Annotated in this window: 25 protein-coding genes; 11 read left to right on the top strand and 14 right to left on the bottom strand. The window is 66.8% G+C overall.

Annotated elements, in window-relative coordinates; translation table 11 throughout:
- Positions 1 to 7: 7 nt before the first annotated feature.
- The 3 genes from IBX18_RS30390 to IBX18_RS30380 are packed head-to-tail and all read right to left on the bottom strand — an operon-like array spanning position 8 to position 1,966.
- Positions 8 to 346, bottom strand: coding sequence for a MazG nucleotide pyrophosphohydrolase domain-containing protein (locus IBX18_RS30390; protein WP_194836917.1), 339 nt, complete (start codon positions 344 to 346; stop codon positions 8 to 10).
- A 55-nt stretch (positions 347 to 401) separates the two neighbouring features.
- Positions 402 to 962 carry a superoxide dismutase gene (locus tag IBX18_RS30385; RefSeq protein ID WP_194836916.1) on the bottom strand — a complete coding sequence of 187 codons (561 nt, stop codon included), beginning with the start codon at positions 960 to 962 and terminating at the stop codon, positions 402 to 404.
- A gap of 32 nt (positions 963 to 994) precedes the next feature.
- Positions 995 to 1,966, bottom strand: a complete 972-nt coding sequence (locus IBX18_RS30380; RefSeq protein WP_194836915.1) for a PLP-dependent cysteine synthase family protein — start codon at positions 1,964 to 1,966, stop codon at positions 995 to 997.
- 116 nt (positions 1,967 to 2,082) lie between these two features.
- On the opposite strand from IBX18_RS30380, the gene IBX18_RS30375 reads away from it, so the two are divergent.
- Both IBX18_RS30375 and IBX18_RS30370 read left to right on the top strand, forming a co-directional pair.
- Positions 2,083 to 2,739, top strand: coding sequence for a helix-turn-helix domain-containing protein (locus IBX18_RS30375; protein WP_194836914.1), 657 nt, complete (start codon positions 2,083 to 2,085; stop codon positions 2,737 to 2,739).
- Positions 2,740 to 2,776: 37 nt separating this feature from the next.
- Complete coding sequence (locus tag IBX18_RS30370; protein ID WP_194836913.1) at positions 2,777 to 3,280, top strand: nitroreductase/quinone reductase family protein; 504 nt, start codon at positions 2,777 to 2,779, stop codon at positions 3,278 to 3,280.
- 125 nt (positions 3,281 to 3,405) lie between these two features.
- Here IBX18_RS30370 and IBX18_RS30365 read toward each other — a convergent pair whose 3' ends face one another.
- The 7 genes from IBX18_RS30365 to IBX18_RS30335 all read right to left on the bottom strand — a co-directional run bounded on the left by IBX18_RS30365 (position 3,406) and on the right by IBX18_RS30335 (position 8,678).
- On the bottom strand, positions 3,406 to 3,804 hold the full coding sequence (locus tag IBX18_RS30365) for a DUF4870 domain-containing protein (RefSeq protein ID WP_194836912.1): 399 nt from the start codon (positions 3,802 to 3,804) through the stop codon (positions 3,406 to 3,408).
- Between the two features lie 276 nt (positions 3,805 to 4,080).
- On the bottom strand, positions 4,081 to 4,251 hold the full coding sequence (locus tag IBX18_RS30360; RefSeq protein ID WP_194836911.1) for a hypothetical protein: 171 nt from the start codon (positions 4,249 to 4,251) through the stop codon (positions 4,081 to 4,083).
- A 287-nt stretch (positions 4,252 to 4,538) separates the two neighbouring features.
- A complete protein-coding gene (locus tag IBX18_RS30355) occupies positions 4,539 to 5,063 on the bottom strand; it encodes a GNAT family N-acetyltransferase (protein ID WP_194836910.1) in 525 nt (174 codons plus the stop codon).
- A 54-nt stretch (positions 5,064 to 5,117) separates the two neighbouring features.
- Positions 5,118 to 5,756, bottom strand: a complete 639-nt coding sequence (locus tag IBX18_RS30350; protein ID WP_306796484.1) for a histone deacetylase — start codon at positions 5,754 to 5,756, stop codon at positions 5,118 to 5,120.
- A 39-nt stretch (positions 5,757 to 5,795) separates the two neighbouring features.
- On the bottom strand, positions 5,796 to 6,461 hold the full coding sequence (locus IBX18_RS30345) for a bifunctional 2-polyprenyl-6-hydroxyphenol methylase/3-demethylubiquinol 3-O-methyltransferase UbiG (protein WP_194836908.1): 666 nt from the start codon (positions 6,459 to 6,461) through the stop codon (positions 5,796 to 5,798).
- A gap of 228 nt (positions 6,462 to 6,689) precedes the next feature.
- Positions 6,690 to 7,715: a hypothetical protein gene (locus tag IBX18_RS30340; RefSeq protein WP_228541985.1), complete on the bottom strand. Its 1,026-nt coding sequence runs from the start codon at positions 7,713 to 7,715 to the stop codon at positions 6,690 to 6,692.
- A 291-nt stretch (positions 7,716 to 8,006) separates the two neighbouring features.
- On the bottom strand, positions 8,007 to 8,678 hold the full coding sequence (locus IBX18_RS30335; protein WP_306796483.1) for a nuclear transport factor 2 family protein: 672 nt from the start codon (positions 8,676 to 8,678) through the stop codon (positions 8,007 to 8,009).
- Positions 8,679 to 8,827: 149 nt separating this feature from the next.
- Here IBX18_RS30335 and IBX18_RS30330 point away from each other — a divergent pair, with 149 nt between their 5' ends.
- The 8 genes from IBX18_RS30330 (at position 8,828) to IBX18_RS30295 (ending at position 19,100) form a co-directional block, all read left to right on the top strand.
- The gene (locus IBX18_RS30330; protein ID WP_194836907.1) at positions 8,828 to 9,202 is read left to right on the top strand and encodes a DUF4186 domain-containing protein; all 375 of its coding nucleotides are present in this window, start codon (positions 8,828 to 8,830) and stop codon (positions 9,200 to 9,202) included.
- A gap of 170 nt (positions 9,203 to 9,372) precedes the next feature.
- Positions 9,373 to 10,338 (top strand): helix-turn-helix domain-containing protein, encoded by a 966-nt coding sequence (locus IBX18_RS30325; protein ID WP_306796482.1) that lies wholly within the window; start codon positions 9,373 to 9,375, stop codon positions 10,336 to 10,338.
- Between the two features lie 77 nt (positions 10,339 to 10,415).
- Positions 10,416 to 11,876 carry a carotenoid oxygenase family protein gene (locus tag IBX18_RS30320; protein WP_194836906.1) on the top strand — a complete coding sequence of 487 codons (1,461 nt, stop codon included), beginning with the start codon at positions 10,416 to 10,418 and terminating at the stop codon, positions 11,874 to 11,876.
- The gene (locus tag IBX18_RS30315; protein ID WP_306796481.1) at positions 11,873 to 12,862 is read left to right on the top strand and encodes an LLM class F420-dependent oxidoreductase; all 990 of its coding nucleotides are present in this window, start codon (positions 11,873 to 11,875) and stop codon (positions 12,860 to 12,862) included. The genes IBX18_RS30320 and IBX18_RS30315 overlap by 4 nt, the downstream gene beginning before the upstream one ends.
- Entirely contained in the window at positions 12,855 to 14,039 is a 1,185-nt protein-coding gene (locus tag IBX18_RS30310) for an acetyl-CoA C-acyltransferase (protein WP_194836905.1), read from the top strand. The genes IBX18_RS30315 and IBX18_RS30310 overlap by 8 nt, the downstream gene beginning before the upstream one ends.
- An 11-nt stretch (positions 14,040 to 14,050) precedes the next feature.
- On the top strand, positions 14,051 to 15,844 hold the full coding sequence (locus IBX18_RS30305; RefSeq protein ID WP_194836904.1) for a class I adenylate-forming enzyme family protein: 1,794 nt from the start codon (positions 14,051 to 14,053) through the stop codon (positions 15,842 to 15,844).
- Between the two features lie 46 nt (positions 15,845 to 15,890).
- Entirely contained in the window at positions 15,891 to 17,129 is a 1,239-nt protein-coding gene (locus IBX18_RS30300) for an acetyl-CoA acetyltransferase (RefSeq protein ID WP_194836903.1), read from the top strand.
- A 285-nt stretch (positions 17,130 to 17,414) separates the two neighbouring features.
- On the top strand, positions 17,415 to 19,100 hold the full coding sequence (locus IBX18_RS30295; protein ID WP_194836902.1) for a hypothetical protein: 1,686 nt from the start codon (positions 17,415 to 17,417) through the stop codon (positions 19,098 to 19,100).
- An 11-nt stretch (positions 19,101 to 19,111) separates the two neighbouring features.
- On the opposite strand, the gene IBX18_RS30290 is transcribed toward IBX18_RS30295, so the two are convergent.
- On the bottom strand, positions 19,112 to 19,999 hold the full coding sequence (locus tag IBX18_RS30290) for a MerR family transcriptional regulator (RefSeq protein WP_194836901.1): 888 nt from the start codon (positions 19,997 to 19,999) through the stop codon (positions 19,112 to 19,114).
- A 95-nt stretch (positions 20,000 to 20,094) separates the two neighbouring features.
- Here IBX18_RS30290 and IBX18_RS30285 point away from each other — a divergent pair, with 95 nt between their 5' ends.
- Complete coding sequence (locus IBX18_RS30285) at positions 20,095 to 20,748, top strand: maleylpyruvate isomerase family mycothiol-dependent enzyme (protein WP_194836900.1); 654 nt, start codon at positions 20,095 to 20,097, stop codon at positions 20,746 to 20,748.
- A gap of 67 nt (positions 20,749 to 20,815) precedes the next feature.
- On the opposite strand, the gene IBX18_RS30280 is transcribed toward IBX18_RS30285, so the two are convergent.
- The 3 genes from IBX18_RS30280 to IBX18_RS30270 form a co-directional block, all read right to left on the bottom strand.
- Positions 20,816 to 21,187: a helix-turn-helix domain-containing protein gene (locus tag IBX18_RS30280; RefSeq protein ID WP_194836899.1), complete on the bottom strand. Its 372-nt coding sequence runs from the start codon at positions 21,185 to 21,187 to the stop codon at positions 20,816 to 20,818.
- A 467-nt stretch (positions 21,188 to 21,654) separates the two neighbouring features.
- Positions 21,655 to 21,831: a hypothetical protein gene (locus IBX18_RS30275; RefSeq protein WP_194836898.1), complete on the bottom strand. Its 177-nt coding sequence runs from the start codon at positions 21,829 to 21,831 to the stop codon at positions 21,655 to 21,657.
- Between the two features lie 140 nt (positions 21,832 to 21,971).
- Positions 21,972 to 22,679, bottom strand: coding sequence for a GntR family transcriptional regulator (locus IBX18_RS30270; protein ID WP_194836897.1), 708 nt, complete (start codon positions 22,677 to 22,679; stop codon positions 21,972 to 21,974).
- Between the last annotated feature and the right edge of the window lie 13 nt (positions 22,680 to 22,692).

The following is a 22,692-nucleotide window of genomic DNA, read 5'->3' as shown; positions in this document are numbered from 1 at the left end:
TACCTGATCAAAGGCCCGGCTGATTATCCAGCCGGGCCGAAATGGTCTCCTCGAGCTCACCCATCGTCTTGGTGAACACACTCTCGAGATCCACCTCGTATCGATGGGCCAGAATCAGCACCGACCAAAGGCAGTCGGCGAGTTCATGTTCCAGCGCCGCACGTCCGCCGGGCATCGAGCGGGTGCCCTCGGCCGCCATGACCAGCTTCGCGAGATCGCCTACGTCCCCGACGAATCCGAGCATGAAGTCTTCCCGGGTCCATGTCCGCCCTCGCTCGGCGAGGTTGAGTGCGTCGTAGAGGTCGTGAATCGCGATCGCTCGAGCGTGCAGTTCTGAAATATCCACCCCACCTGTCTACCTGGGGCCCACGGTCTCAGCGCTGGGGTCGAGCCATGCAGGATCAGAGCGGGACGCTCAGGCAGGCGACTCGGGCGCCGGCCATGCCTGCATTGCCGTCCGTGGTGTCGGTCTTCTTCTCGTGCACCACGATCGCCCCGGCTTTGCCCTTGCGGAAGGTCCACTCCACCATCGAGACCTGCTTGGCGTTGCCGTTCTTATCGGTGGTGAAGTCGAGCCACATCTCGTTGCGCGGGTTGGCATATTTCGCGTCCATGGACATGCCGCCGTTGGCATTCGGATCTTCCACGTTCTGATAGTGGACACCGGAGTCGGCCGGCTTCGGTCCACAAGACTTCACGTGCGCGTGCGATCCGTACACGCGATTGGGGAGCAGGCCGGAGACGGTCAAGATGGCCACGGTCTTCGCACCGAAGGTGCCGACGACAACCCTGGCATGACTGCCGGCCGGTGCCAGCGTCTGGTCGTGCGTGACGGCGACGGCACCGTCCTGCCAGGGCTTGAAGGTCCCCTCGACGATGATGGGCCCGTTGGCATTCGCGGGTGCGGCGGGAAGCAGCAGGGCGGCGGCGATCGCGCCGAGTAATAAAGGTTTGTATTTCATGAGATCAGGCTCCGCCGAGGTCACAAACCACGTCAAACATTTCCATGTGGGGATTTTCGGCTCGAACCCTGGCTTGTCCGGAACACGTTCGTGCTGAGGTATTTCAGGCCGGAGTCCACCAGGATGGTGACGACGGTTGCCTCGGGGCCGAGTCGTTGTCCGAGTTCGATGGCCGCGAGGACATTGGCGCCGGAGGAGGTTCCGGTGAACAGCCCTTCTTCGCGCGCGAGTCGTCGTGCCATGGCTTCGGCGTCGGCGGTGGGTACGGGGATGATCTCGTCGGGGAGGTCGGGGTCCCACATCGGGGGCCGGTAGCCGATGCCGATGCCTTCGATGAGGTGAGCGCCGGGACGGCCGCCGGACAGCACGGCGGATTCGGCCGGTTCCACCGCGACCACCCGCAGCCGTGGGTTGTACTGCTTCAGCGGTGTGGTCGCCCCGCGCAGTGACGCTGCCGTGCCGACCGCTTGGACGAAGCCATCGACGCGGCCACCGGTTTGTGCCCAGATCTCTTCGCCCATCGAGTGATAGCCGGTGATGCTGTCGGTGTTGGTGAGCTGGTCGGTCCAGTAGGTGTTGGGTTGACGACCGAATCCTGCTGCCGTGTCGATCATTTCGAGGATCAACTTTTTGGTGATCCGCCCGTGCTCGCTCTTGACCAGGATGAGTTCGGCGCCCAGCGCGACCATCTGAATCAACTTGTCCTCGCTGAACGCTTCCGAGCTGACGATTCGCAGCGGATATCCGCGCGCCGCGCAGACCATGGCCAGCGCGGCACCGGTGCTGCCGCCGGAGTATTCGACAACGGTGTCGCCCGGCCGTAGCCTCCCGTCGGCCTCGGCGGCAGCCAGCATGGCCTGTGCCATGCGGTCTTTCATGCTGCCGGTCGGGTTGTTGCCCTCGACCTTGACCAGAATGGTCGCGCAGTCGGCGGGCACCACTCTGTGCAAACGGACCAGCGGTGTATGACCGATCGCTGTCAGCACGCTGCTACTGATTCCCATGATTGCTCATCCTTCCGACGCCTTCATCGACACTGCCGATCGTCGGCGCACCGCGCCGGAGCCGGAAGTTCAATTCTTGAACTGCGCTGCGGGCCTGCGGTCCATACGCTTTCGGTGTGGGTGGTTATGGACAGTTCTGCGCCGTGGCGCGGGCGCTGGATGTGCTCGGTGAGCGGTGGACGCTGTTGATCGTTCGCGAACTCCTGCTCGGCGCCTCGAGTTTCGGTGACCTGTGCCGAGGATTGCCGCGGATCCCCCGGGCAACTCTGTCGGCGCGGCTACGGGTGCTGCGCGCTGCCGGCGTCGTCGACGGCTATCGCCTCACGGATGTCGGTGCCGCGCTCGCCCCCGTGGTCCGGGAACTGGCCCGATGGGCCATCACCACCGACAGCGCCGCCTTGGGCGAAGACGATCTCGACACCGCCGCCCTCACCTGGGACATGCGCCGCCGAGTCGATGTCGCCGCGCTGCCCGACCGTCGAGTCGTGCTCGCCATCGAATTCACCGATCGGCCGAGTTCCGACAGCAGGTTCTGGTTACACCTGTCCCGGACCGGGGTAGACCTGTGCCGCGACGACACCGGCGCACCCGTCGACATCTGGCTCACCACACCGACCCGAGCGGCAACCGAATGGTGGCTCGGGAACCTGTCCTGGCAGCAACTGCTGCGACAACCCGGAGTTCAGGTCCACGGCGACCACGCACTTCAGCGGCAGCTGCCGCGCTGGTTCACCCGCTACCTGTTCACTCCCGAAAACCTCGGCGTCAATTAGGACCGTAACTGTCCTACCTTCGCGACACAATCGACTCATGAGCGAAAACGAATCGACTGCGGAACAGACCGAGATCACCGACTACAACGATCCGAATGCGCCGTGGAACCAGCCTTGGGATGAGCAGGGCGGCATCGCCAACTGGAACGATGACGTGATCAAGGAGTTCCGGGAGAACTCGGGCAAGGTGGGCGGTGCTTATGCGGGCGGGGACCTGATCCTGCTCACCACCACGGGAGCCAAGAGCGGCAAGCGGCACACGACTCCGTTGGGACCGCTGTATCGGGGCGAGACCATGTTCGTGAGCTCGTTCATCGAGGACAAGTACCCGGCCTGGTGGTACAACATCAAGGCGAATCCGCAGGTCACTATCGAGCTCCGGGGCAAGACCTACCAGGCGACCGGCAAGGTGCTCGAAGGTGCGGACTACGACGAGTTCGCAGCCTGGGTGCTGGCCAACCACCCACTGCTGGCGGACTTCCAGTCGAAGATCGACCGGCCCATGCCGCTGGTCGTGCTGACCCTCGACGGGGAGGGCTGAGTACTCCCAGCGCGAACGCCAACGGCCCGAGATAGCCTCGGGCCGTTGATCTTCGGACTGTCGCATCTGGCTGGCGTGCAGAGATGCCGACAGCATCATCGTTACGAAATCCAGCAGCTGGGCCGCTATTTGACTGCGGTGGTCAGGCGATCGGCATGGGGGGCAATGAATTTCCCGACGATGGGAAGTTCGGCGCGGACACCGCCGGTGCTGTTCGCCTGGACCATGGCCATGATCCAGACGGCGACTGAGAAGACCGCGACTGCGAGTCCGGCGAGGCTGAAGATTATCCCCAGGGCTCCGAGGAGCGAGCCGACGATACTCAGCACAATATTGACCACCGAGACCGCTCCGAAGAAGACGATCGATTGTGCGGCATGGAATCTCACGTCGGGATCGTTCTTTCCCATGAATAGGAAGACGATTCCGGTGAGCCACCCCAGCGCGTACGAGAGGATCGCGCTGGTCTTCTTGTCCAGGCCGGCGGACTGCGGTTGGTTCGTGGGAGGTTGAGAAGATGTCATGGGGTAAGTAGATGCCGCGTGCGTCCCCTACCGATCCCAGGTTTCGGCACGAACCCCCCGGTCGCGGCTAGCGCCGGGGATTCCGGACATGGTTCGCTCGATGAGACGATCACCAGTGGCTGAGTACCGGGTCACAGGCGCCGCACCCTCTCTCGGGATCCGCACTACCTACGGGCGCCCGGAGTCGGTGCGGATCCCGAGAAAGGGTGCGGCAGTTCTGGTCGGGTCCTGAACTCCTCAGGTGCAGACGATCCAGAAGCTTTGGTGCCCAACGGATCAGATCCCGTCGGCTGGATGCCGTTCGAGCGAGCGTCCGGCCAGCCACAGCTGTTCGAAATGCCCGATCGCACCCTGGACGAACGCTGGTTCGTCGACGCGGAAGCCGCTCAACTGCTGGGTGGTGCCGGTGGTGAAGGCGAGAAACGCTACCCGGTCATTGAATCCCACGCGCCGTTTCCTCACCGGGTGTGGCGATGATCCGTCGCACCAAGCGGTTGCCGGGTCCGGTGCACCATGATTTGAGGCCGTCGAAGTACGCGGTGGCAGCGCGGCTGGAGGAAATCGAGATTCTGCGTGAAGGCAAGGATTCGCCTCCCGCATAGCTGCGAGTAGGCAGTGCTCCGATCGCGCACAAGAAAGGGAACCCACCCGTTGAGACGTTCGTTCCGGCGGGTGGGCCTGCGGCTGCGACGGCGAGCTCAGCTGTGCGCGCCACTGGAGCGCGCGCGGGGTTGCTATGTGCGCGTGGCCATCTGAATGTCGACGTCGACGGACAGCACGGCCACGGTGTAGGCGACTGATCGACCGTCCTGCACGCAGTGGTGTTCGCCGTGTTCGACGAATCCGAGTCGGCGGAACAACTGCCTGCTCCTGGTGTTCCAGGTCTGGACGACTACGCGAACTGGGGTCGCCGGGTGGTCTCGGCGGAGCTGAGTGAGCACGGCGGTACCGAAGTGCATGCCGTGACCGCTGCCGACCCATTGCGGATCCATACCGACGCCGAGGTCGACCATGGTGGGGTCCTCATCGAGGCCCGGCACCCGTGCCTCGGGTCCGGTGCAGAAGAACCCGACGATGCGGTCTGTGTCGGCATCGGCTACTGCCATGTATCCATCGGCCGCACTTGGCAATTCATCGTCATCGGCAGCGCCGAAGTTGTAGATCTGCCACGGACCGGCGTACTGCCAATCGGCTACCTGACGGGCGTCGCTGAGGGTGAAGGGACGTACTACCAGGCGGTCGGGCCATCCATCGCTCACGCCCAGACGTTCTCACATTTGCCCGCCGCAGCAGAAGCTATTTTCGGCAGCGCGTCACACCGGGGGCGGAGTACTGGTCAGGAGGGTGGTGAGAGTTTTGGGGGTCCAGGTGAGGTCGGCGCCGGGGCGGGTGGCCAGGTAGGTGGCGGTGGTTTCGATGGTCCAACCGTGGGATTCGATGAGCCCAGCGGCGAGGTGGCGTAGGTAGGCGGAGGAAGGGGCGTTGCCGGGGAGGTCGGTGTGGCGCCAGGGGGCGGTGCAGGTGACTATCGGGTGGTTCACCAATGTTCCTGCGTAGGAGAGGGTTTCGTATCGACCGGGGCCGAGGGGAGCGCGGCCGGTGGTGATCACCTCGGTCAGATCGAGGTCTGTGCCGGGGGAGCGGTACATCTCTTGAGCCGCGATGTCGGAGAATTGCGCGGCGGTGAGCAGGTAGGCGCGGGCTGCGGTCTCGCCCGGTCCCTCCGGGTCGTAGAACGCGCGGCCGCCGGTCCAGACCAGGGATTCGGTGGCGAAATACAGCAAGCCCGGCAACATGATGGGCATCGAGCGGACGGGCTCGGCCGGGTTGCGGCAGCCGAGCATGGCCCGTGCGCCGCCCTCCGGCGTGCCTCCGTTGAGGTAGCACCGCAGTCGGCTCAGGTGCATGTTCGACCCGTACGCCGCATACCAGACCAGGCCGTTGTCGGTCACCCCACCCATCCTGCCGTCGTCGCTCGCGACGCGCAGCTCTCAGCTCCGCTGGAACACCGCGCGCCACCGCGCGAACCCCGGCTTGTCCGGTCGGGCCACCTGCTCCACCCGCACCGATCGCAGATCCCCGACCGCGAACGCGTCGACCTCGGCCCGGGTGAGCGGCCAGGGCGGCCCGTCCACCTCCACGCCTTCCTCGCGAATAGCCGCGATGACCAGCAGCTCGCCACCGGGCGCCACCATCCGCGCGACATTCGCAGTCGCCACCGCCCGCACCGAGACCGGCATCGACTGCACGGTGATCGACTCGACCACCAGGTCGAACGCACTGGCCCACTCGGCGGGCGGCGCGAGCAAATCGGCGACCTGGTAGTTCACCGTGGATGCCGGAAAACGTTCCCGCGCAGTCTGTATCGCGGTCTCCGACACATCGAACGCGGTCGTCTCGAACCCGAGCTCAGCCAGATGCTCGGCATCGCGCCCCAACCCACTCCCGACCACCATGGCCCGCATCCCGCCACCGGCCCGCTCATGCCGCTCGATCCAGTCGACCAGCAGCGGATTCGGCTCGTCGGCATCCCATGGCACCACCGCCGCCCCTTCGGAGGCGGCCGCGTACAGCCGCTCGAACCATCCGGTCGGGTCACCCTGCGCCAGCGAAGCGGCAGCCAGCCGGGTCGCGTCGGCATCACGAGAATCGGTCACCCGCCGAGTCTGTCAGGCACCCACGACCACCGCACGGCGACCGTCGGGCATGATCAGCGGGACGGCAGCCGGTCGCCGTTCCTCGTACTGCTCCGCACGTCGTCGATCGATGCTGTCACGCGAGGAGCCGGGCTGCTACGCCCACCGAAACTTCACCGTCCCGAGCCGCAGCAACCGCGATCGCTCTGCCAATGGCAATGGCCGCCAGTTCCGCGTCGGCTGCCGGTGTCAGTCTTCCTGGTGTGCCCGGGTGTTCGACTCACGGTAGCGTTGCGCGACTTCGTGGAATGCCGCCTTGGGACGGCGTGCGGTCGATTCACTGACCGCCACGATCCCGAAGCCGGCCTTGTCGAGGTCCAGTCGGGGGTCGTCTCGGTGTGGGAAGTCGGGCATGGCGAAGGTGAACACGAAGCAGCCGTATACGCCTTCCGCGATGTACAGGTCGATGAGTTCACTCAGGTATCGGGCCTGGACGGTCTCGTCGCGAGGATGGTCGCCGCGGACGTAGGGGGCGTCGGCGAACCAGTTGACTATCTGGAAGGAGCCGGCGCCGCGCAGGTCCGCCCCGGTGAAGGCGCCGCAGCCGAACTCGGTGATGACGACGGGCTTGTCGTGGTCGCGGACGAGGCTGCGTAGGCGGTCGGTGTAGCCGGCGTGGTTGCGGGCGTTGCGGTAGAGGCTGACGCCGACCAGGTCGAACAACGACCAGTCGACGTGCTCCCAACCGGCCGCGGAGTAGGTGAGAGGGCCGTGGAAGCGGTGGCGCGCGGTGCTCGCGGCGGCTGTGAGCAGGGTGTGCAGCCGGCGGTCGAGTCTGCGGCGCAGGAGCCGGTGCCAGCGCAGGATGAGTTTGAGGCGCATAAACGACTTCGGGCCAGGGACGATGCCGGGCGCGGTGTGGGTGAACTCGCTGCCGACCATCAGCGTTACGCGGTCGGGGTGCGCTCGGCGCAATTCCTCGGCTGCGTGCGCGAGGGCGTCTAGATGCTCTAGCAACTCCGACTGCGGTCGGTCGGGAAGGTGGGGCCGCAGGTAGACGTCGAGGCCTGTTTCCAGGGCGGTGCGGGCGGCCTCGATCAGCCCTGTCCTATTGCTGCCGATGAGCATCACGGTGGTGCAGTGCAGGTCTCGGGCGATGGTCTCGAGATCGCGCCGCAGCCCGGCCTCGGGTGTGTCACCGACCCAATAGGAGATACCGCGGACCGTCAGCATGCGTGGGCCGAGGTCGGGAACACCTGAAACGTACCCATCCAACCGACCTCCGACCACCACCGGACTTTGTTCTCCGAGTCGTCCAATTGCGAAAAGCGCATCGTTGCAGGACGACTCAGACGTTATCGCACACCAACGAACACGCCCACGAAATCAGCAGGATGCCACATCCGCGCATACCGCTGACCGCGCTGAGCGAAGCGGCCACGCCGCGGTGGCCGGTGGTCCGGAGCCGTTGGGCGCGTCAGTCATCGGCGCCCCGGGGTAGCACGCGTTCGAGGGCCGCGACGGAGCCGTCCACGGCTAGCCCCATCGTCCGGCGGGACGGCGGTGTCACGCCAATTTTTCAACCGCCCCACGCCGCAAGCCGAGACGTGTGCGCAAGCTGCTTGCGACCAGCCCGAATATCGAACGGCCACCGCCCCGAGCAGGCGCATCCTTCTCGGATGCGAACCAGATTTGAAAGTTCGCCGGGTTGATCGGAATCGAGATGTGCTCGTGCGTAATAGCCCAGGCGCCAGCCAACCGTCGCAGACAGACCGTCTCTCGTACCCATATCGGCAACTCGATCCCGCCTCGGCGCTTTCCCGAGTCCAGATGAAGCATGTTGGCGAAGGCGGCGTCTTCGGTTGTGACTATGGTCAGGTCGTGCGTTTCCAAGCCGATGGGGCCGACGTACCCGTCGAACCATCGCAAGAAATTGCGACGCACTTCAGCGGCCCTGGTGAACCGCAGGGGTGCTACCGCGTCGTAATAGCTGATGTCAGGTGAATAGAACGACATGAGCAGATCGATGTCCTTCGACCGCTGCGCAGCGGTGCGTCGCTCCAGGAACGCCCTGATCTGGGATTCATCCGAGGTCATCGTGTCTCCGTTCGGGATTGCCTGCCACAAGCCGGTAGCCCGGCAGCCGACCTGTGCTTCCAGTAATCCGACGATGCGGCCAGCGAAAATGTGAGGCGCTGTCGGACGACGGCGCGATGGATCGAGGAGCGCTTCGGGCACCAGCCGATCCTTACCGACGTGTATGTGTGGCAGCCGGTCAGTGCTTCTCAGGTTTGGTGTCGGTATCTGTTGGTAGCGTCCGTTTCGTGACGACAGAGCGACCCCGGTCGGTTCCGGACGGTGCTCGAATGCAACGGGATCCCGAACCTATGACAGACGAACTCGACGACAGACTGGATCGGATCGGCCAGCACCATTTCCGCGCGAAGTTCCGGCTACGCGGACGGGACCGGGCGGTTGTCGACCTGCGCGGGATCAACACCGTCCGCAAGCACGCCGAGGACTTGATCGCGCGCAGGCTGGCCCCGGCCGAACCGCGCAACGACGGTCGGCAGACGCCCTATCGCGGACATCCCGTCTTCGTCGCTCAACACGCCACCGCGACGTGCTGCCGCACCTGTCTCGCGCGCTGGCACGCCATTCCGGCTGGGCAGGCGCTCAACGACGCCGAGCGGGCTTACGTCGTGGAAGCGATCTGCCGGTGGATCGTGAAGCAGTACGCCCCCAACCAGCCACCCCCATGACAGGCGCGCGGGACAGCGCCCGGCCAGTCCGGCGGCTGAGTCGGCGGCGTACGGTCGCACTTCGGCTAGGGCTTTGTCGGCGGGGATGGCGCGATGCGCTCACCTTTTGAGCCTGCGCTGTCGGCAGCACCCTCGACTACAGTTAATGAAGTGCAATCTACGATTGGAATGTGGAGGTGAACGCGCGGATGGCGGATGAGCCGATCGACTCCGGGTCACCCACTCCGCACCCTGTCGCCGCGACCTTCGACCTACTCGGCGACCGCTTGACGCTGACCATCCTGCGCCACGCCTTCGTCAACCGCGCCAGCCGGTTCAACCAGTGGATCGAGCGCACCGGTGCCCCTCCCGCCGTACTCACCGCGCGGCTCGCGGCCCTTGTCGACGCGGGCGTTTTCGTCCGCACCCCACAAGCCGGAACCTCGGACAGATTCGACTATCTGCTGACCGAACTGGGCCGCGCCACTTGGGAAATCCTCGTCTCCATCTGGGGCTGGCAGCGCGAATGGACCGCCGAGGGCGCGCTGCACCCCGACTTGGTGCACGACGAGTGCGGTCATCGGGGACCGCCGGTGCTGATGTGCCGAACCTGCGGCCACCCGGTGACTCCGCGCGATACCGATGTCGAACTCGGTGACGACGCGTTGGGGCGCTTCACCTCCAGTGGCAGGCGCCGCGCCCGCGCCCCGGTTTCGGCGCGAAGCGATATGCAATTCGACGAGGTCATGGCGGCGATCGGCGACCGATGGAGCGCCACCGTGACCGGTCTCGCGCTGGCGGGCATGCGCCGATTCGGCGACTTCCGTACGGCCATGAACATGTCACCGACCACGTTGACCGAGCGGCTCACTCGCCTGTGCGAAGCCGAGATCCTGTACCGATCCGGCGAAGGCGCGGGCCGCGAATACCGGCTGACCCCGCGCGGGCGCGCACTGTTCCCGATCTTCGCTTTCCTGCTCGCTTGGTCGGCACTGGCGCATCCCGAAGCGCCCGAACCGGGTTTGCGTATCCGGCATCGCGCCTGCGGTTCCGACTTGGTGCCGGCTCTGCGCTGCCGCGGCTGCGACGCCCGGCTCGAACGCACCGACGTCCGGTTCGAGCCGGTCTCGCAGGCCGTGCTCGACCGCCTCGCCTGACCCGGCAACCAGGCACTCTTGACACCCCTCTTTGAGACGCGTATCACTTCATTAACTGTAGTGGAGGGAAGAGCATCGTGACGCTCAAGGAAGAACTCATCGCGCCCGCCGCGCAAGCACTGACCAATCCGTATCTGGAAGGCATGTACGCGCCGACCGCAGACGAGATCACCGCGACCGACCTCGCCGTCCTGCACGGCAAGCTCCCCGCCGACCTCGACGGCGTCTACGTGCGCAACGGCCCCAACCCGCAGTTCGCACCCATCGGCCGCTACCACTGGTTCGACGGCGACGGCATGTTGCACGCGGTGCATTTCGAGAACGGCAAGGCCACCTACCGCAATCGCTACATCCGCACCACCGAGTTCGAGGCCGAGCGCGCGGCGGGAACAGCGTTGTGGCGCGGCGTGATCGAGCCGTGGGACGACAACCCGCCGGGCGACCGCAGGGAACGCAACTCCGCCAACACCGACGTCGTCTTCCACCACGGCAACCTGCTCTCGCTGTGGTACCGCGCGGGCAAACCCTATGCGCTGGACCCGATCAGCCTGGAGACCCGGGGCGTCGACACCTTCGGCGGCACGCTGCCCGGCGAGGTCTCCGCACACGCCAAGGTCGACGAGCGCGCCGAGGAATTCATCTTCTTCGACTACGGCATCCACGCGCCGTACCTGCGCTACGGCGTCGCCGACCCCTCCGGCACGGTCACCCACTACACCGGGCTCGAACTGCCGGGTCCGCGGCTGCCGCACGACATGGCGATCACCGAGAACTATTCGATCCTGATGGATCTGCCGCTCTACAACGACCCGAGGGCCGCCGCGGCGGGCCGGTTCAAGCTGTTCTTCGACCGCACGCTGCCCAGCCGTTTCGCGGTGCTGCCCCGCCGCGGCGACGGTACGCAGGTGCGCTGGTTCGAGGCTGCGCCCGGCTACATCTATCACACGGTCAACGCGTGGGAGGACGGCGACGAGATCGTCATGGTGGTCTGCCGGGTCTCGAAGCCGAGCCCGGTCTCCGACCGCGCGAACCCCCTCGCACAGCTGCTCGCCTACCTGCGGCCCGAGGCGAAATTGCACAAGTATCGCTTCAACTTACGCACCGGCGCCACCCTCGAGGAGGCCATGGACGACGTCAACACGGAGTTCCCGGCCATCGACCAGGGCAGCACCGGGCAGCGCGGCCGCTGGTCGTATCAGATGCGACTGTCGGTGGACAGCACCATGCTCTTCGACGCGGTGATCAAGTACGACCTGCGCACCGGCGCCAAGCAGACCCAGCCGTTCGGCGACGGCATCTTCGGCAGCGAGCTCGCCGTGGTGCCCCGCCCGGACGCGCGCGCCGAGGACGACGCCTGGCTGACCATGTTCGCCTTCAACAGCCACACCCAGCTGTCGGAGGTATGGATCTACGACGCCGCCGACCTCGCGGCAGGGCCGATGTGCCGCCTGGGCCTGCCAACCCGCGTGCCCCTCGGTTTCCACGCGACCTGGGTCAGTGGTGACCGGATGCGCGCCGCCGCGCAAACGGCCGAGTGAGCGCCGACCGGCACCGGCTGAGCGTGAGCCTGCCGTATTGGCAGGACCGCGATCCGCTGGATGCCCTCGCCGTCGCCGAAGCGGCCGAGAAGTTCGGGTACCACCGGCTGTGGATCGGGGAGATGGCGACCTTCGACGCGTTCGCGCTGGCCACCGCCATCGGGCTAACGCCAGGCCGAATCCCGTTGTGTCTCGGTCCCTTTGCCGTCGATGTCCGCAGTCCCGCCACGATTGCGATGGGTGTGGCGAGCGTGGCGGCGCTCACCGGTCGGTCCGTTGGCGTCGCTATCGGCAGTTCGAGCACCGTGGTCGTGAGCGGCTGGCATGGCCGTGAAAGAAACCGCACCGCAGTACATCTGGAGGAAACAGCGCGCATCCTGCGCGGGCTGCTCGCGGGCGAGAAGGTCGATTTCGAAGGAGCGGTGGAGCGCATCAAGGTTTACCGGCTCCGGCTCGCGCCGCCGCACTCGTCGATCGCCGTGGCCGCTTTCGGTACGCGTGCGCTGGCTGCTGCCGCTCGTACGGCCGATCGTGTGGTGCTGAATCTGGTTACGCCGGACCAGGTGTCGCGGTGTGCCGAACTGGTGCGGGCGGCCGCCGCCGATGTAGGCGTACCGAGCCCATCGATCTCGGTGTGGGTCACCGCCGCCGCGGACCCGACCGCCGACATGCGCGCCACCGTGCGCCGCGGTGTTGTGGGCTATCTGCGGGCGCCCGGCTACGACGCCATGTTCGAGGAGGCGGGCTTCGGCGAGGTGGTGCGGCTGGCGCACAGCGGTGCGCACCCCCGCGATGTCCTGGCTGCCGTGCCCGACGAATTGCCTGCTGCCGTAGGCATGTTCGGCGACGCTGCCGCACTGGCCGACCGCCTCGACGCGTATCGGCGTGCGGGTGCCGACGAGATCGTCGTCGTGCCTGCCACTTCGGCCGAGGATCCCGCCGGTCACCACACGCTCGAAACGCTGGCGAGGATCGACCATGACTGACGCCTACATTTACGACGCCGTCCGGCTGCCCAGGGGACGAGTTCGTAAAGCAGGCGGCACGCTCGCCGAGATTCCGCCGTACGAACTGTTCGGACAACTACTCAGCGCCCTCGAAAGCCGCTCGCTGAGTGTGGATTCCGTCGACGACATCCTGGTCGGCATCAGCACGACGGTCGGGGAGCAGGGCGGAAACCTGGCCCGCGCCGCAGCGCTGTGGGCCGGCTGGCCGGACCGAGTGCCCGGCGGCGTCGTATCGCGACTGTGCTGTTCCGGACTCGACGCCATCGAGAGCGCCGCAGCCCGGGTCGCCGCAGGCTACGCGGACGTCATCGTCGCGGGCGGGGTGGAGTCGATGTCCCGGGTGCCGATGCTGTCGGATCGCCCGGCCATCGCCACCGACACCGATCTCGGTGAACGCACCGGCTTCGTGACCATCGGCGTGTCCGCCGACCTCACCGCCGCCTCCTACGGCATCACCCGCGCCGAACTCGACGCCTACGCGGTGCGCTCACATCAGAAGGCAGCCGCCGCAACGACTTCCGAGTTCCTCGTGCCGGTACGCAAGGGCGCTACCGTGCTGCTCGCCGCGGACGAGGGCGCTCGGCCGGACGCCAGCAGCGCCGCTTTCGCCGCACTACCAGCCCTGTTCGGAGACGACCCCGCATGGGAGCGGGTAGCCCGGCACCTGCCCGATTCTCCGCGCCCGGCAGCCGGCCTGCACACCATCGCGACCGCGCCACAGCTCGCCGACGGTGCGTCCGCGGTGGTTGTGGGAAGCGTCCGCGCGGCAAGGCTGCTCGGGCGGCGGCCGATCGCCAGAATTATCGGCACCGCGCAGACCGCCGTGCGCTCACCACTGCTGACCGCCCCGGCCGCCGCGGCACGGGTAGCGCTCGCGCGCGCCGGCCTCACCGCTGCTGACCTGCACGTCGTGGAGGCGAACGAATCCTTCGCCGTCACACCGATTCTGCTCACCAGAGAGCTCGATCTCGACGAGGACCTGGTCAACCCGACCGGTGGCGCACTCGCCGTCGGCCACCCCCTCGGCGCGACCGGCGGCAACCTGATCGTCCAAGCCCTCGGCGCACTAACGCGCACGGGCGGCGAACACGCGCTGATCACCATCCCCGCAGCCCTAGGTCTGGGTTCCGCGGTGGTGCTGCGGCGTCTCGAATGAAGGAACATGCCATGGTTGAATCACCCGCCACCGCAACAGATATTGCTGCCGCCGCCGACGCAACTGCGATCAACTCCATTGCCGTAACCTCCACTGCTTCAAGGGTGAATGTCCGTGCTTGCCACCCAGAAGACCGAGTGCGCGAATATCTCGATCGAGGGTGGTGGCAGCCCGACAACCTGCCGGAGCTCTTGCAGCGCCGGATCGACGCGACGCCGGACGCGCCCGCCGTCACCGATCCCGCCAACCTCGCCGCATTGACCGGTGCGGAACCACGGACGCTGTCCTGGCGCGAACTCGACGAGCACATCCTCGATCTCACAGCAGTGCTGTACCGCAACGGCATTCGGCAAGGGGACACCGTCGCGGTGCTGTTGCCGAACTCGATCGCATTGACAGCCGCCTATTTCGCGCTGTGGCGGCTCGGCGCGGTCGCGACGCCCATGCCCGCTTCCTACCGCCGTCATGAGCTGTCGGGCATTGTTTCCGCCGCCGACGCGACGGCGATCATCACGGCTGGCCAGCTGTCGGGGCGTGAACTCGCCTGCGAGGCACTGGAAGTGGTGGGCAACGAGGGCACTGTCTTCGCCTTCGGACCCGGGGTGCCCGACGGTGCGATCCTGCTGGGCGAACCCGCCGACACCGCCGATCGGGAGCGGATGCGGTTCTACGTCAGCGGACTGACGGTTTCGGTGAACGACCGCGTAACCATCTGCTGGACCAGCGGAACCGAAGCCGCACCCAAGGGGATCCCCCGCTGCCACGGCGACTGGCTCGCCATGGCCTGGGGCGTGCAGGACGGACTGCATCTCACGCCGGAGTCGGTGCTGCTCAACCCCTTCCCCATGGTCAACATGGCGGGCTTCGCCGCATCCTTCCTGCCGTGGCTGCTCACCGGCGGACACCTGGTGCAACACCATCCACTGGACCTACCGGTCTTCCTCGGCCAGATCGCCCGGCACCGAGTGACGCACACCAGCATGCCGCCCGCACTGTTGACGATGTTGCTGCACAACGAAACTCTGCGCGCCTCGGCCGACCTGTCGTCGCTGCGGCGGGTGGGATCCGGTGGTGCCCCGCTGCCTCCGAGCGTGGTGCGCGGCTGGCAGGACGAGCTCGGCATCGAGGTGCTCAACTTCTTCGGCTCCAACGAAGGTGTATGCCTGCTCGGCGCACCGATCGACTTCCCCGACCCGGAGATCCGCGCGCAGTACCTCCCGCGCTACGGCGCGCCCAACGTGCAGTGGGCGTCCCGGCTCGCCGACCGAACGGCGGTGAAACTCGTCGACGTCAGTACCGGCGCGACGGTCACGGAAGTCGGTGGCACCGGCGAACTCCGGCTCGCGGGCCCCGCGGTGTTCGGCGGCTACCTGCCCGGCACCGCCTCGACCGAGCCGTTCGACGACGACGGGTTCCTGTGCAGCGGAGACGTATTCGAGCTGTGCGGAGAGGGCGGCCGATACCTGCGCTTCGTAGACCGGATGAAGGAGATCATCATCCGCGGCGGCATGAACATCGCCCCGGCCGAGATCGAGGGCCTCCTTGCTGACGCGCCGGGCGTAGCCGACGTCGCGGTGGTCGGCTACCCGGACCCGGTGCTCGGCGAAAAGTGTTGCGCGTTCGTGGTTCCCGCGCCCGACGCCACCGTGACGCTGGACGTCCTGACCGAGCACCTACGCGCCCGCGAGGTGGCCTCCTTCAAATTGCCCGAGCGACTGGAGATCGTCGAGACCTTGCCCCGCAACCCGGTCGGCAAGCTGCTGCGACGCGAACTTCGCGCGACGTTGACCGGCGACCAGCCCTGAACGGCATCCGACAAGCACCGTTCAGCCGAGACATACAGGAGTTCCCATGTCCACCAGCACCATTCACCTGCTAGGCGGCAGCCAAACCGATTTCGCCGTCAACTGGCACCGCGACGGCAAGGGCTTCGACGCACTCGTGGGAACCGTGGTCGGCCAAGCCCTCGCGACAACGGACATCGCACCGGACGAGGTTGGCGTGATCCACGTCGGCAACGCGTTCGGACAGTTGTTCACCGGCCAGGGGCAACTCGGCGGGATGCCCGCCACGGTCATCCCCGAACTGTGGGGCGTACCGGCGGGCAGGCACGAAGCAGCCTGCGCCTCCGGCAGTATGGCGCTGCTGGCCGCGATGACCGACCTCGAATCCGGTCGCTACGACTGCGCCCTGGTGCTCGGCGCCGAGCTGGAGAAGACCGTCCCCGGCGACGTGGCGGCGGGCTATCTCGGTGCCGCCGCCTGGGTCGGTCACGAGGCGCAGGACACGAAGTTCGTGTGGCCCACCATGTTCGCCGAGGTCGCCGACGAGTACGACCGCCGCTACGGCCTCGACGACACCCACCTGCGCGCCATCAGCGAGCTCAACATCGCCAACGCACGCACCAACCCGCTGGCACAGACCAGGAATTGGACATTCACCCCGGACAGCTTCGGCACCGACGACACCGCGAACCCGCCGGTGGCCGGTCGGCTACGCCGTCAGGATTGCAGTCAGATGACCGACGGTGCGGCCGCCGTGGTCCTGGTATCCGACCGATTCCTGGCGCGGCGCAGCGACTTACGGCCCGACAGCCGCGCGGTGATCAGCGGCTGGGGTCATCGCACCGCGGGCCTGCCGTTGGCGCAAAAGATAAGAGCCAGCGCCGACGACCCGTATGTCTTTCCCCATGTGCGCCGGACAATGCTCGACGCACTCGGTCGTGCGGGCCTGCCCGATATCGACGCGGTGGACGGCGTGGAGGTGCACGACTGCTTCTCCATGTCCGAGTACATGGCGATAGACCACCTCGGCATCACCGGTCCGGGGGAGAGCTGGAAAGCCGTGGCAGGCGGCGATATAACGCGTGACGGCCGGATACCGGTCAACCCTGGTGGTGGATTGATCGGCGGTGGCCATCCCGTGGGTGCGACCGGTGTACGAATGGTGCTCGATGCCTATAAACAGGTCACCGGGCAGGCAGGAGCCTATCAAGTGCCGGATGCCCGTCGGTTCGCCACCCTCAACATCGGTGGGAGCGCCACGACCGCAGCGAGTTTCATCGTGGAGAGCCGGACGAACCGGTCATAGTGAAGTCGGGCCTTTCCTGATCTCGTCGTATTCGCCGACAGTGCAAAGACACTCGGCGCGCAGTGACCGCCGCCGCACCGCCGCCGACCGGTCGATCGCCGGCAACACAGCGGTTGCGAATCGTCGTGCCTGTTCTATGATCATCCGGGAAACACAGCGGCGGCACGCCGCATTCACCCGGCAAATCGACGGTTTTCGCTGGCAACGGTGCGTCACGGGCGAATGCGATGTAGCCTTCCCACGCGTGATCACTTGTCTGCCATCGAATCTCCTCCTGGAGCCGAAATGACCATCCAGCATCCCATTGAGGACGAGGTCACACAGCTGGCGAGGCGGGTCGAGAAGGCCCGCGGCCGGCTGGCATACCAATTCGATCCCGCGTTGACCGAAGCGCTCTCCGAGGACGAGCTGCTGGCCGAACGCGAGCTAGCCGAGAAGATTCGCGGGCAAGACCGTGGTCAGCGCTGGAAAGAGGCTCAAGCCGCCGCGTCGGCGGCCGACCGCGCCAGGCAGACCACCGAAGCGATCGAGAAGGCCGACATGCGAGATCTACTGGTGGCCCGCAAGGCAATTGCTGCGCAGCGCCGTGAGTCGAGCCCGCATGCCAAACTCGCCTCGCTGTATCGGCATCGGGCCTGGTCGTTGCGTGCGCTCGCCGGTGTCGTCGGCGCGGGCATGCTGTGGTCCGCGGTGAATGTCCAGCACAACATCGCGCCCGGCGGTCCCGGTGACCCGCTGTACTGGTTCAGCTACCTGCTGGAAGCGATGATCAGCGTCTGCCTGATCATCATCATGATCGGCACGAACAAGGTGGCCGAGTGGGGTGTCGTCGACAACCGTAAGCAGGTCGTCGCCGCCGAGGTCGCGCTGCTGTCGCTGACCGTCACCCTGAACACCTACCCGTACCTGCGTGCGGAGCACTGGTACGACGCCGCCGTGCACGCCGTCGCGCCGGTGATGATCGGTGTCGCGCTGCTCATCCACGACGCCGCCAGCGCCCGGTACGGGCTCGCCATCCATCGCGCCACCGACCAGGTCCGGGATCTGCCCGACCCGGCCGAGCAGATCCGCCGCACGCTGCCCGCGATCGCCAGCTACCGGCTGCGCCGCTCGGCGGCCGAGGTGATGGCGTCCAGCTCCATCGCCGAGCTGACCGTCGAGGCCGAACCGGACCCGCTCGCGGAACTGGGCGCCGGACCAACCGGCGACGCCGTGGTGGACCCCGAGATCGAAACCGTCGTGGTCACCGACGAGGACGACGCGGCAACACCCGAGCCCGCCGCTCCCGTCCGCTCGGCGTTCCGTTCCACCACCCCGCCGCCCTCGGCAAAGGTGGTGGCCGCCGCGACCCTCGGCAGCGACCTCGCCGACACCAAGGACAGCCGCCCCGCGGCGAAGTCCGAAAACGGCTCCGCGCCCAGCACTTCCGACCGCAAGCCCACGGTGCCGGCACCGGCGCCCGAAGAGTCCGCCGCGAAGAGCAAGCCCGCCACTCCCGTGAACGGCGCGAAGCGCGACACCGACAGCAAGCCCGCCACTCCGGTGAACGGCTCCGGCACGGCGACCAAGCCCGCCGTCGCGGCCCCCAGCCAGAAGTCGGCCACCCCGACCAAGGCCGCCGCTCAGCAGGCCGCGCCGTCGAAGACCATCGCCACCCCGGCGAAGCCGAGCAAGCCCGCCGCCACCACCCCCGACAAGCTCACCGTGAAGTCGGCGGAACGCCCGTCCGCGACCGCGCCGACCGCCGCCATCAAGCGGCCGGCCGCGCCGGTCGACGAAAAGCCCACCACCCCAGCCGATACCAAGCCCGGCAAGGACGCCCCCGCCATCCCCACCCCGGAAATCCACGACACCGGCCAATTCCGCATCGCCGAGATCCTCGAACAGGAACTCGCCGAACTCCAGGCCGCCCGGCGCCGCGCCCGCACCAGCCGCAAGACGTCCACCCCCGCGGCGGGCCGCGACCGCTAGGCGTTGCGGCGCTAGATCGTTTGCCGCAGCGCGTCCGACAGCCAGTAGTGGATGGCTCCTGCCGTCGCCTCGGTGCCGGTGATCTCGGCCGTGAGGTGCCAGTAGCGGTGCAGCCGGGGATCGGTGTCCGCTGTGCCGGTGCGGAGTGCGCGCCGGAACCGGGGAGTGTCCCGTTCGCGGCGGGCTGTCGCGTGGGCGTGCACGTACTGGTCGAGCTCCGCTCCCGGACGGGGTCTTTCGTGGGCGGCGACCAGTGGCGCCACGATCTCGCAGACGTCGGCGACGGCCGTCGCCAAGTGCCTGCGGTCACCGATTTTCCCGTGCTCCGATCGCCAGATCTGCTGCGTCATCGCCGTTTTGACGCGCGGATCGGTGGCGAGCGCGGTGAGCTCGGCGTAGGCGACCAACCGATGCGGCGCGGGATCGCTCGACAGCGCAGGCAGATTCATGTCGATGAACGAATCGAACTGCTCGCGGGGCAGCGGGCCGAGAATGGGCCGCCAGAATGCGACGGCGCTATCGATGATCGAGCTCCGGTCCTGCACCGCGGCAAGCAGTTCCAGGCGACGCGCACGTTCGCCGGGCGGTGCGCATTCGATAGCGAACAGGGCCGCCCTGCGCCACCGGAGCGCGTCGAGCTCGGCATCGACGGTGGCGCGTTCGGCGGCTGCGGCCGCACCGATCGACTCGGCGCCGTCGAGCACGTTGAGGGTCGCGGGCAGCGGCACACCCAGCGCGCGTAACCGGCGCACCAGCAGCAACCGGTCCACCGCCGCGGGGGAGTCGAATATCCGATGCCCGCCGCCGGTCCGGCGATACTCCAGAATCCCGCTGTCGCAATAGAACCGGATGGTCCGCACGGGCACCCCGGTGCGGCGCGCCAACTCTCCGATGCTCATCGCGGCAGGGTAGGTGTCCTCGGTCACATCGACTTGAACCTCCACTCGGGTGGAGTTCCTACCGTAATGGAACTTCGAGTGAGAGGGATCGACCGATGAACCACCCCGAATCCATGACGACCGAGCAGATCTGGCAGGCCGTCGCCGCCGAACGAGCGCGCCTGGCCGACTTGCTCGCCGACCGCACCGAATCCGACTGGGACCGCGCATCCCTCTGTGCGGGATGGCGAATCCGCGATGTCGTCGCGCATCTGGTGCTGTCGACGCGCGCGAATCTCGGCTGGATAGTGGTCAATCTGATCCGTGCCCGTGGCAACGTGCATCGGGGCTTGCGGGACAGCGCCATTCGCTACGCCGACCGCGTCGGCACCCGCCAGTTGCTTGCGGAGCTACGTGCCACCGCACCGTCCCGATTCGTTCCGATCGGCACAGTGCCGGCCGACCGCTTGCTGGACGTCCTGGTGCATGCCCAAGACATCGCCATTCCGCTCGGCATCGTCCATGAAATGCCTGCTGTATCAGCCCGATCGGCGTTGGACCGGGTATGGGAAACGGCCGATCGTTTCGGCATCGAAGAGCGACTGTCGGGCTATCGCCTCGTCGCGACCGACATCGAGTGGTCTACGGGCACGGGTGAACTCGTCCAGGGAACCGCAGGCGCGCTGCTCCTGCTCGCGACAGGCCGTTCTGTCGCAGCTGCATTGCTGACTGGGCCGGGGGTCGCCACATTGACCGCGAACGAGCCGTGAACCGGTGGTCGCGTCGACCACTGCCGCTGTCCGCGCATCAGCTGCCCGAACCTGTTGAGCGCAACGGTTAAAGCGCGATATCGCGACCGGTGCCGGCCGCGTGCTGCCCGTGATTCCGGCGCAGTTCGGAGTTGATGCGCTGTGCTTCGGCGAGCTGGTCTTCGAGAATGATGATGCGGCAGGCGGCGTCGAGCGCGGTGCCCTGGTCGACCAATTCGCGGACTCGGGCGGCGATGCGCAGTTGGTAGCGGGAGTAGCGGCGGTGGCCGCCGTCGGAGCGTTGGGGGGTCAGGAGTTCGGCGGCGTCGAGGGCGCGCAGGAAGGCCTGGGTGACGCCGAGGGCGTCTGCGGCACTGCCCATGCTGTAGGCGGGATAGTCGTCGTCGTCCAGTTTGGCGCCGGGGTTGTCGGTTGCCGATTCGGCGTGGGTCTGTTGCATGAATACCTATCTGCGAAACAAGAATTGGGCCCCGGCGCGTGGAGCGCCGGGGCCCAGAGGGGGTTTATTCACCATGCCGATCATCGTGACCGGCTTCGTCTTTCCACATCCCGTGCTGCAGGGTGGGGTGTGGGGATCGCATCGTTAGGACTGTCGACCACCTCCAATCCATGGAACCGCGATGCCCGCTTGCGCTGCGATACGCGCTATGCCGTCCGAACGCTGAGAGCGCGTCGGAACCGGGCACCGCTCCCTACCTTTCGTGGTGTACGTCCCTCCCCTCCGGTGGCGTTGTCGTCAGCCACCCGGAGGGGAGGGTATTCAGTCACTTCATCTCATTCCGGGAAGTTCATCCTCTACCCGGCCAATGCGACTTTCTTCTCTGCTGACGGGATGAACCATATAACAGCGGTGCGGGAATGTCTACAGTCGCGACTGTAGATTTTCTGAACGCGTCGCGCCGCAGCTCAGAGCGTTGCGGGGCGCGTGGCAAGGGCCTGTTCGGCCGCCGGGTCGGCGCGCGAATCACGCACGAACAGTTCGGTGTCGTTGTCGACCACCCGCACCGACCGCACCCCCAACTCGGTTGCGGTCTGCGCGAGCAGCGATTCGATCGGCCGGAATTGCGCACTGCTGTCGGACATGATGACCTCTCCTGGCACGAGACACACGGGACAAGTCGTCCCACTGTCCTCGGCCGACGGTCCGGTGACCAGGATTGCGCTCACGATGCCGGAAACGGGCGCGGCGGGCTCGTCGGAATCCGCCGCGGCCGCGCTAGAGCTCAGGTGACAATCTGGGTGTACGCCGCGCGAATGTGTGACTCTGCGTCGCTGAGGTAGTCGGCCAGCATCTGCTCGGCCTCGGTGGTTCGACCGCCGACCATCGCCTCGTAGATCTCGTGATTGCGAGCCAGATACGGCTCGTGGAAGGTCAGCGGATCGGCCATCACATGGAAGACCAGACGCAGCTCGTTCCACACGCTCGACATCATCTCGTCCAGCCGCCTGCTCCGGTTGAGCGCGGCGATCGCCTTGTGGAAGTCGATGTCGGCCGTGCCGACGCCGGTCCAATCCTGGTTCGCGGCACAGGCATCCGCGTGGGCGAGCGCGGCGGCGAGGTCGGTCGGCTGCTGGCCGGCTGGATCGAAACTGTGCACGGCCGCGCCCTCGATCACCCGGCGGCACTGATAGAGCTCTGCGACATCGTCCGGGGTCGGGATGCGCACGAAGGCGCCGCGATTGAGCTCGTGCGTCACGAGCCGTTCTTCGATCAGCGAGCGGAACGCTTCACGCAGCGTGTTGCGCGAAACTCCCAGTGCCGCACAGATATCCGGCTCGGACAGGCGGGTGCCCGGTCGCAGCGACCCGTCCAGGATGCTGGCCCGCACGATGTCGGCGGTTTGCGAACTGCGACTGGAGCGGGCGAGCAGGCCCTTGTGTTCGGACAGCGCCGTGTAGACGGGATCGGGCCGATCTACCGGTGTCGTCATCCAAACCTCCGCG

Source organism: Nocardia sp. XZ_19_369 (assembly GCF_015355715.1).
Taxonomy (GTDB): domain Bacteria; phylum Actinomycetota; class Actinomycetes; order Mycobacteriales; family Mycobacteriaceae; genus Nocardia.
This window is presented reverse-complemented; position numbering and strand designations above follow the sequence as displayed.

Coding starts and splice junctions, on each gene's coding strand:
- IBX18_RS30385 (WP_194836916.1), bottom strand. CDS start 962: ATGAAATACAAACCTTTATTACTCGGCGCGATCGCCGCCGCCCTGCTG.
- IBX18_RS30380 (WP_194836915.1), bottom strand. CDS start 1,966: ATGGGAATCAGTAGCAGCGTGCTGACAGCGATCGGTCATACACCGCTG.
- IBX18_RS30370 (WP_194836913.1), top strand. CDS start 2,777: ATGAGCGAAAACGAATCGACTGCGGAACAGACCGAGATCACCGACTAC.
- IBX18_RS30365 (WP_194836912.1), bottom strand. CDS start 3,804: ATGACATCTTCTCAACCTCCCACGAACCAACCGCAGTCCGCCGGCCTG.
- IBX18_RS30330 (WP_194836907.1), top strand. CDS start 8,828: ATGACAGACGAACTCGACGACAGACTGGATCGGATCGGCCAGCACCAT.
- IBX18_RS30310 (WP_194836905.1), top strand. CDS start 12,855: ATGACTGACGCCTACATTTACGACGCCGTCCGGCTGCCCAGGGGACGA.
- IBX18_RS30305 (WP_194836904.1), top strand. CDS start 14,051: ATGGTTGAATCACCCGCCACCGCAACAGATATTGCTGCCGCCGCCGAC.
- IBX18_RS30300 (WP_194836903.1), top strand. CDS start 15,891: ATGTCCACCAGCACCATTCACCTGCTAGGCGGCAGCCAAACCGATTTC.
- IBX18_RS30295 (WP_194836902.1), top strand. CDS start 17,415: ATGACCATCCAGCATCCCATTGAGGACGAGGTCACACAGCTGGCGAGG.
- IBX18_RS30290 (WP_194836901.1), bottom strand. CDS start 19,999: ATGAGCATCGGAGAGTTGGCGCGCCGCACCGGGGTGCCCGTGCGGACC.
- IBX18_RS30285 (WP_194836900.1), top strand. CDS start 20,095: ATGAACCACCCCGAATCCATGACGACCGAGCAGATCTGGCAGGCCGTC.
- IBX18_RS30280 (WP_194836899.1), bottom strand. CDS start 21,187: ATGCAACAGACCCACGCCGAATCGGCAACCGACAACCCCGGCGCCAAA.
- IBX18_RS30275 (WP_194836898.1), bottom strand. CDS start 21,831: ATGTCCGACAGCAGTGCGCAATTCCGGCCGATCGAATCGCTGCTCGCG.
- IBX18_RS30270 (WP_194836897.1), bottom strand. CDS start 22,679: ATGACGACACCGGTAGATCGGCCCGATCCCGTCTACACGGCGCTGTCC.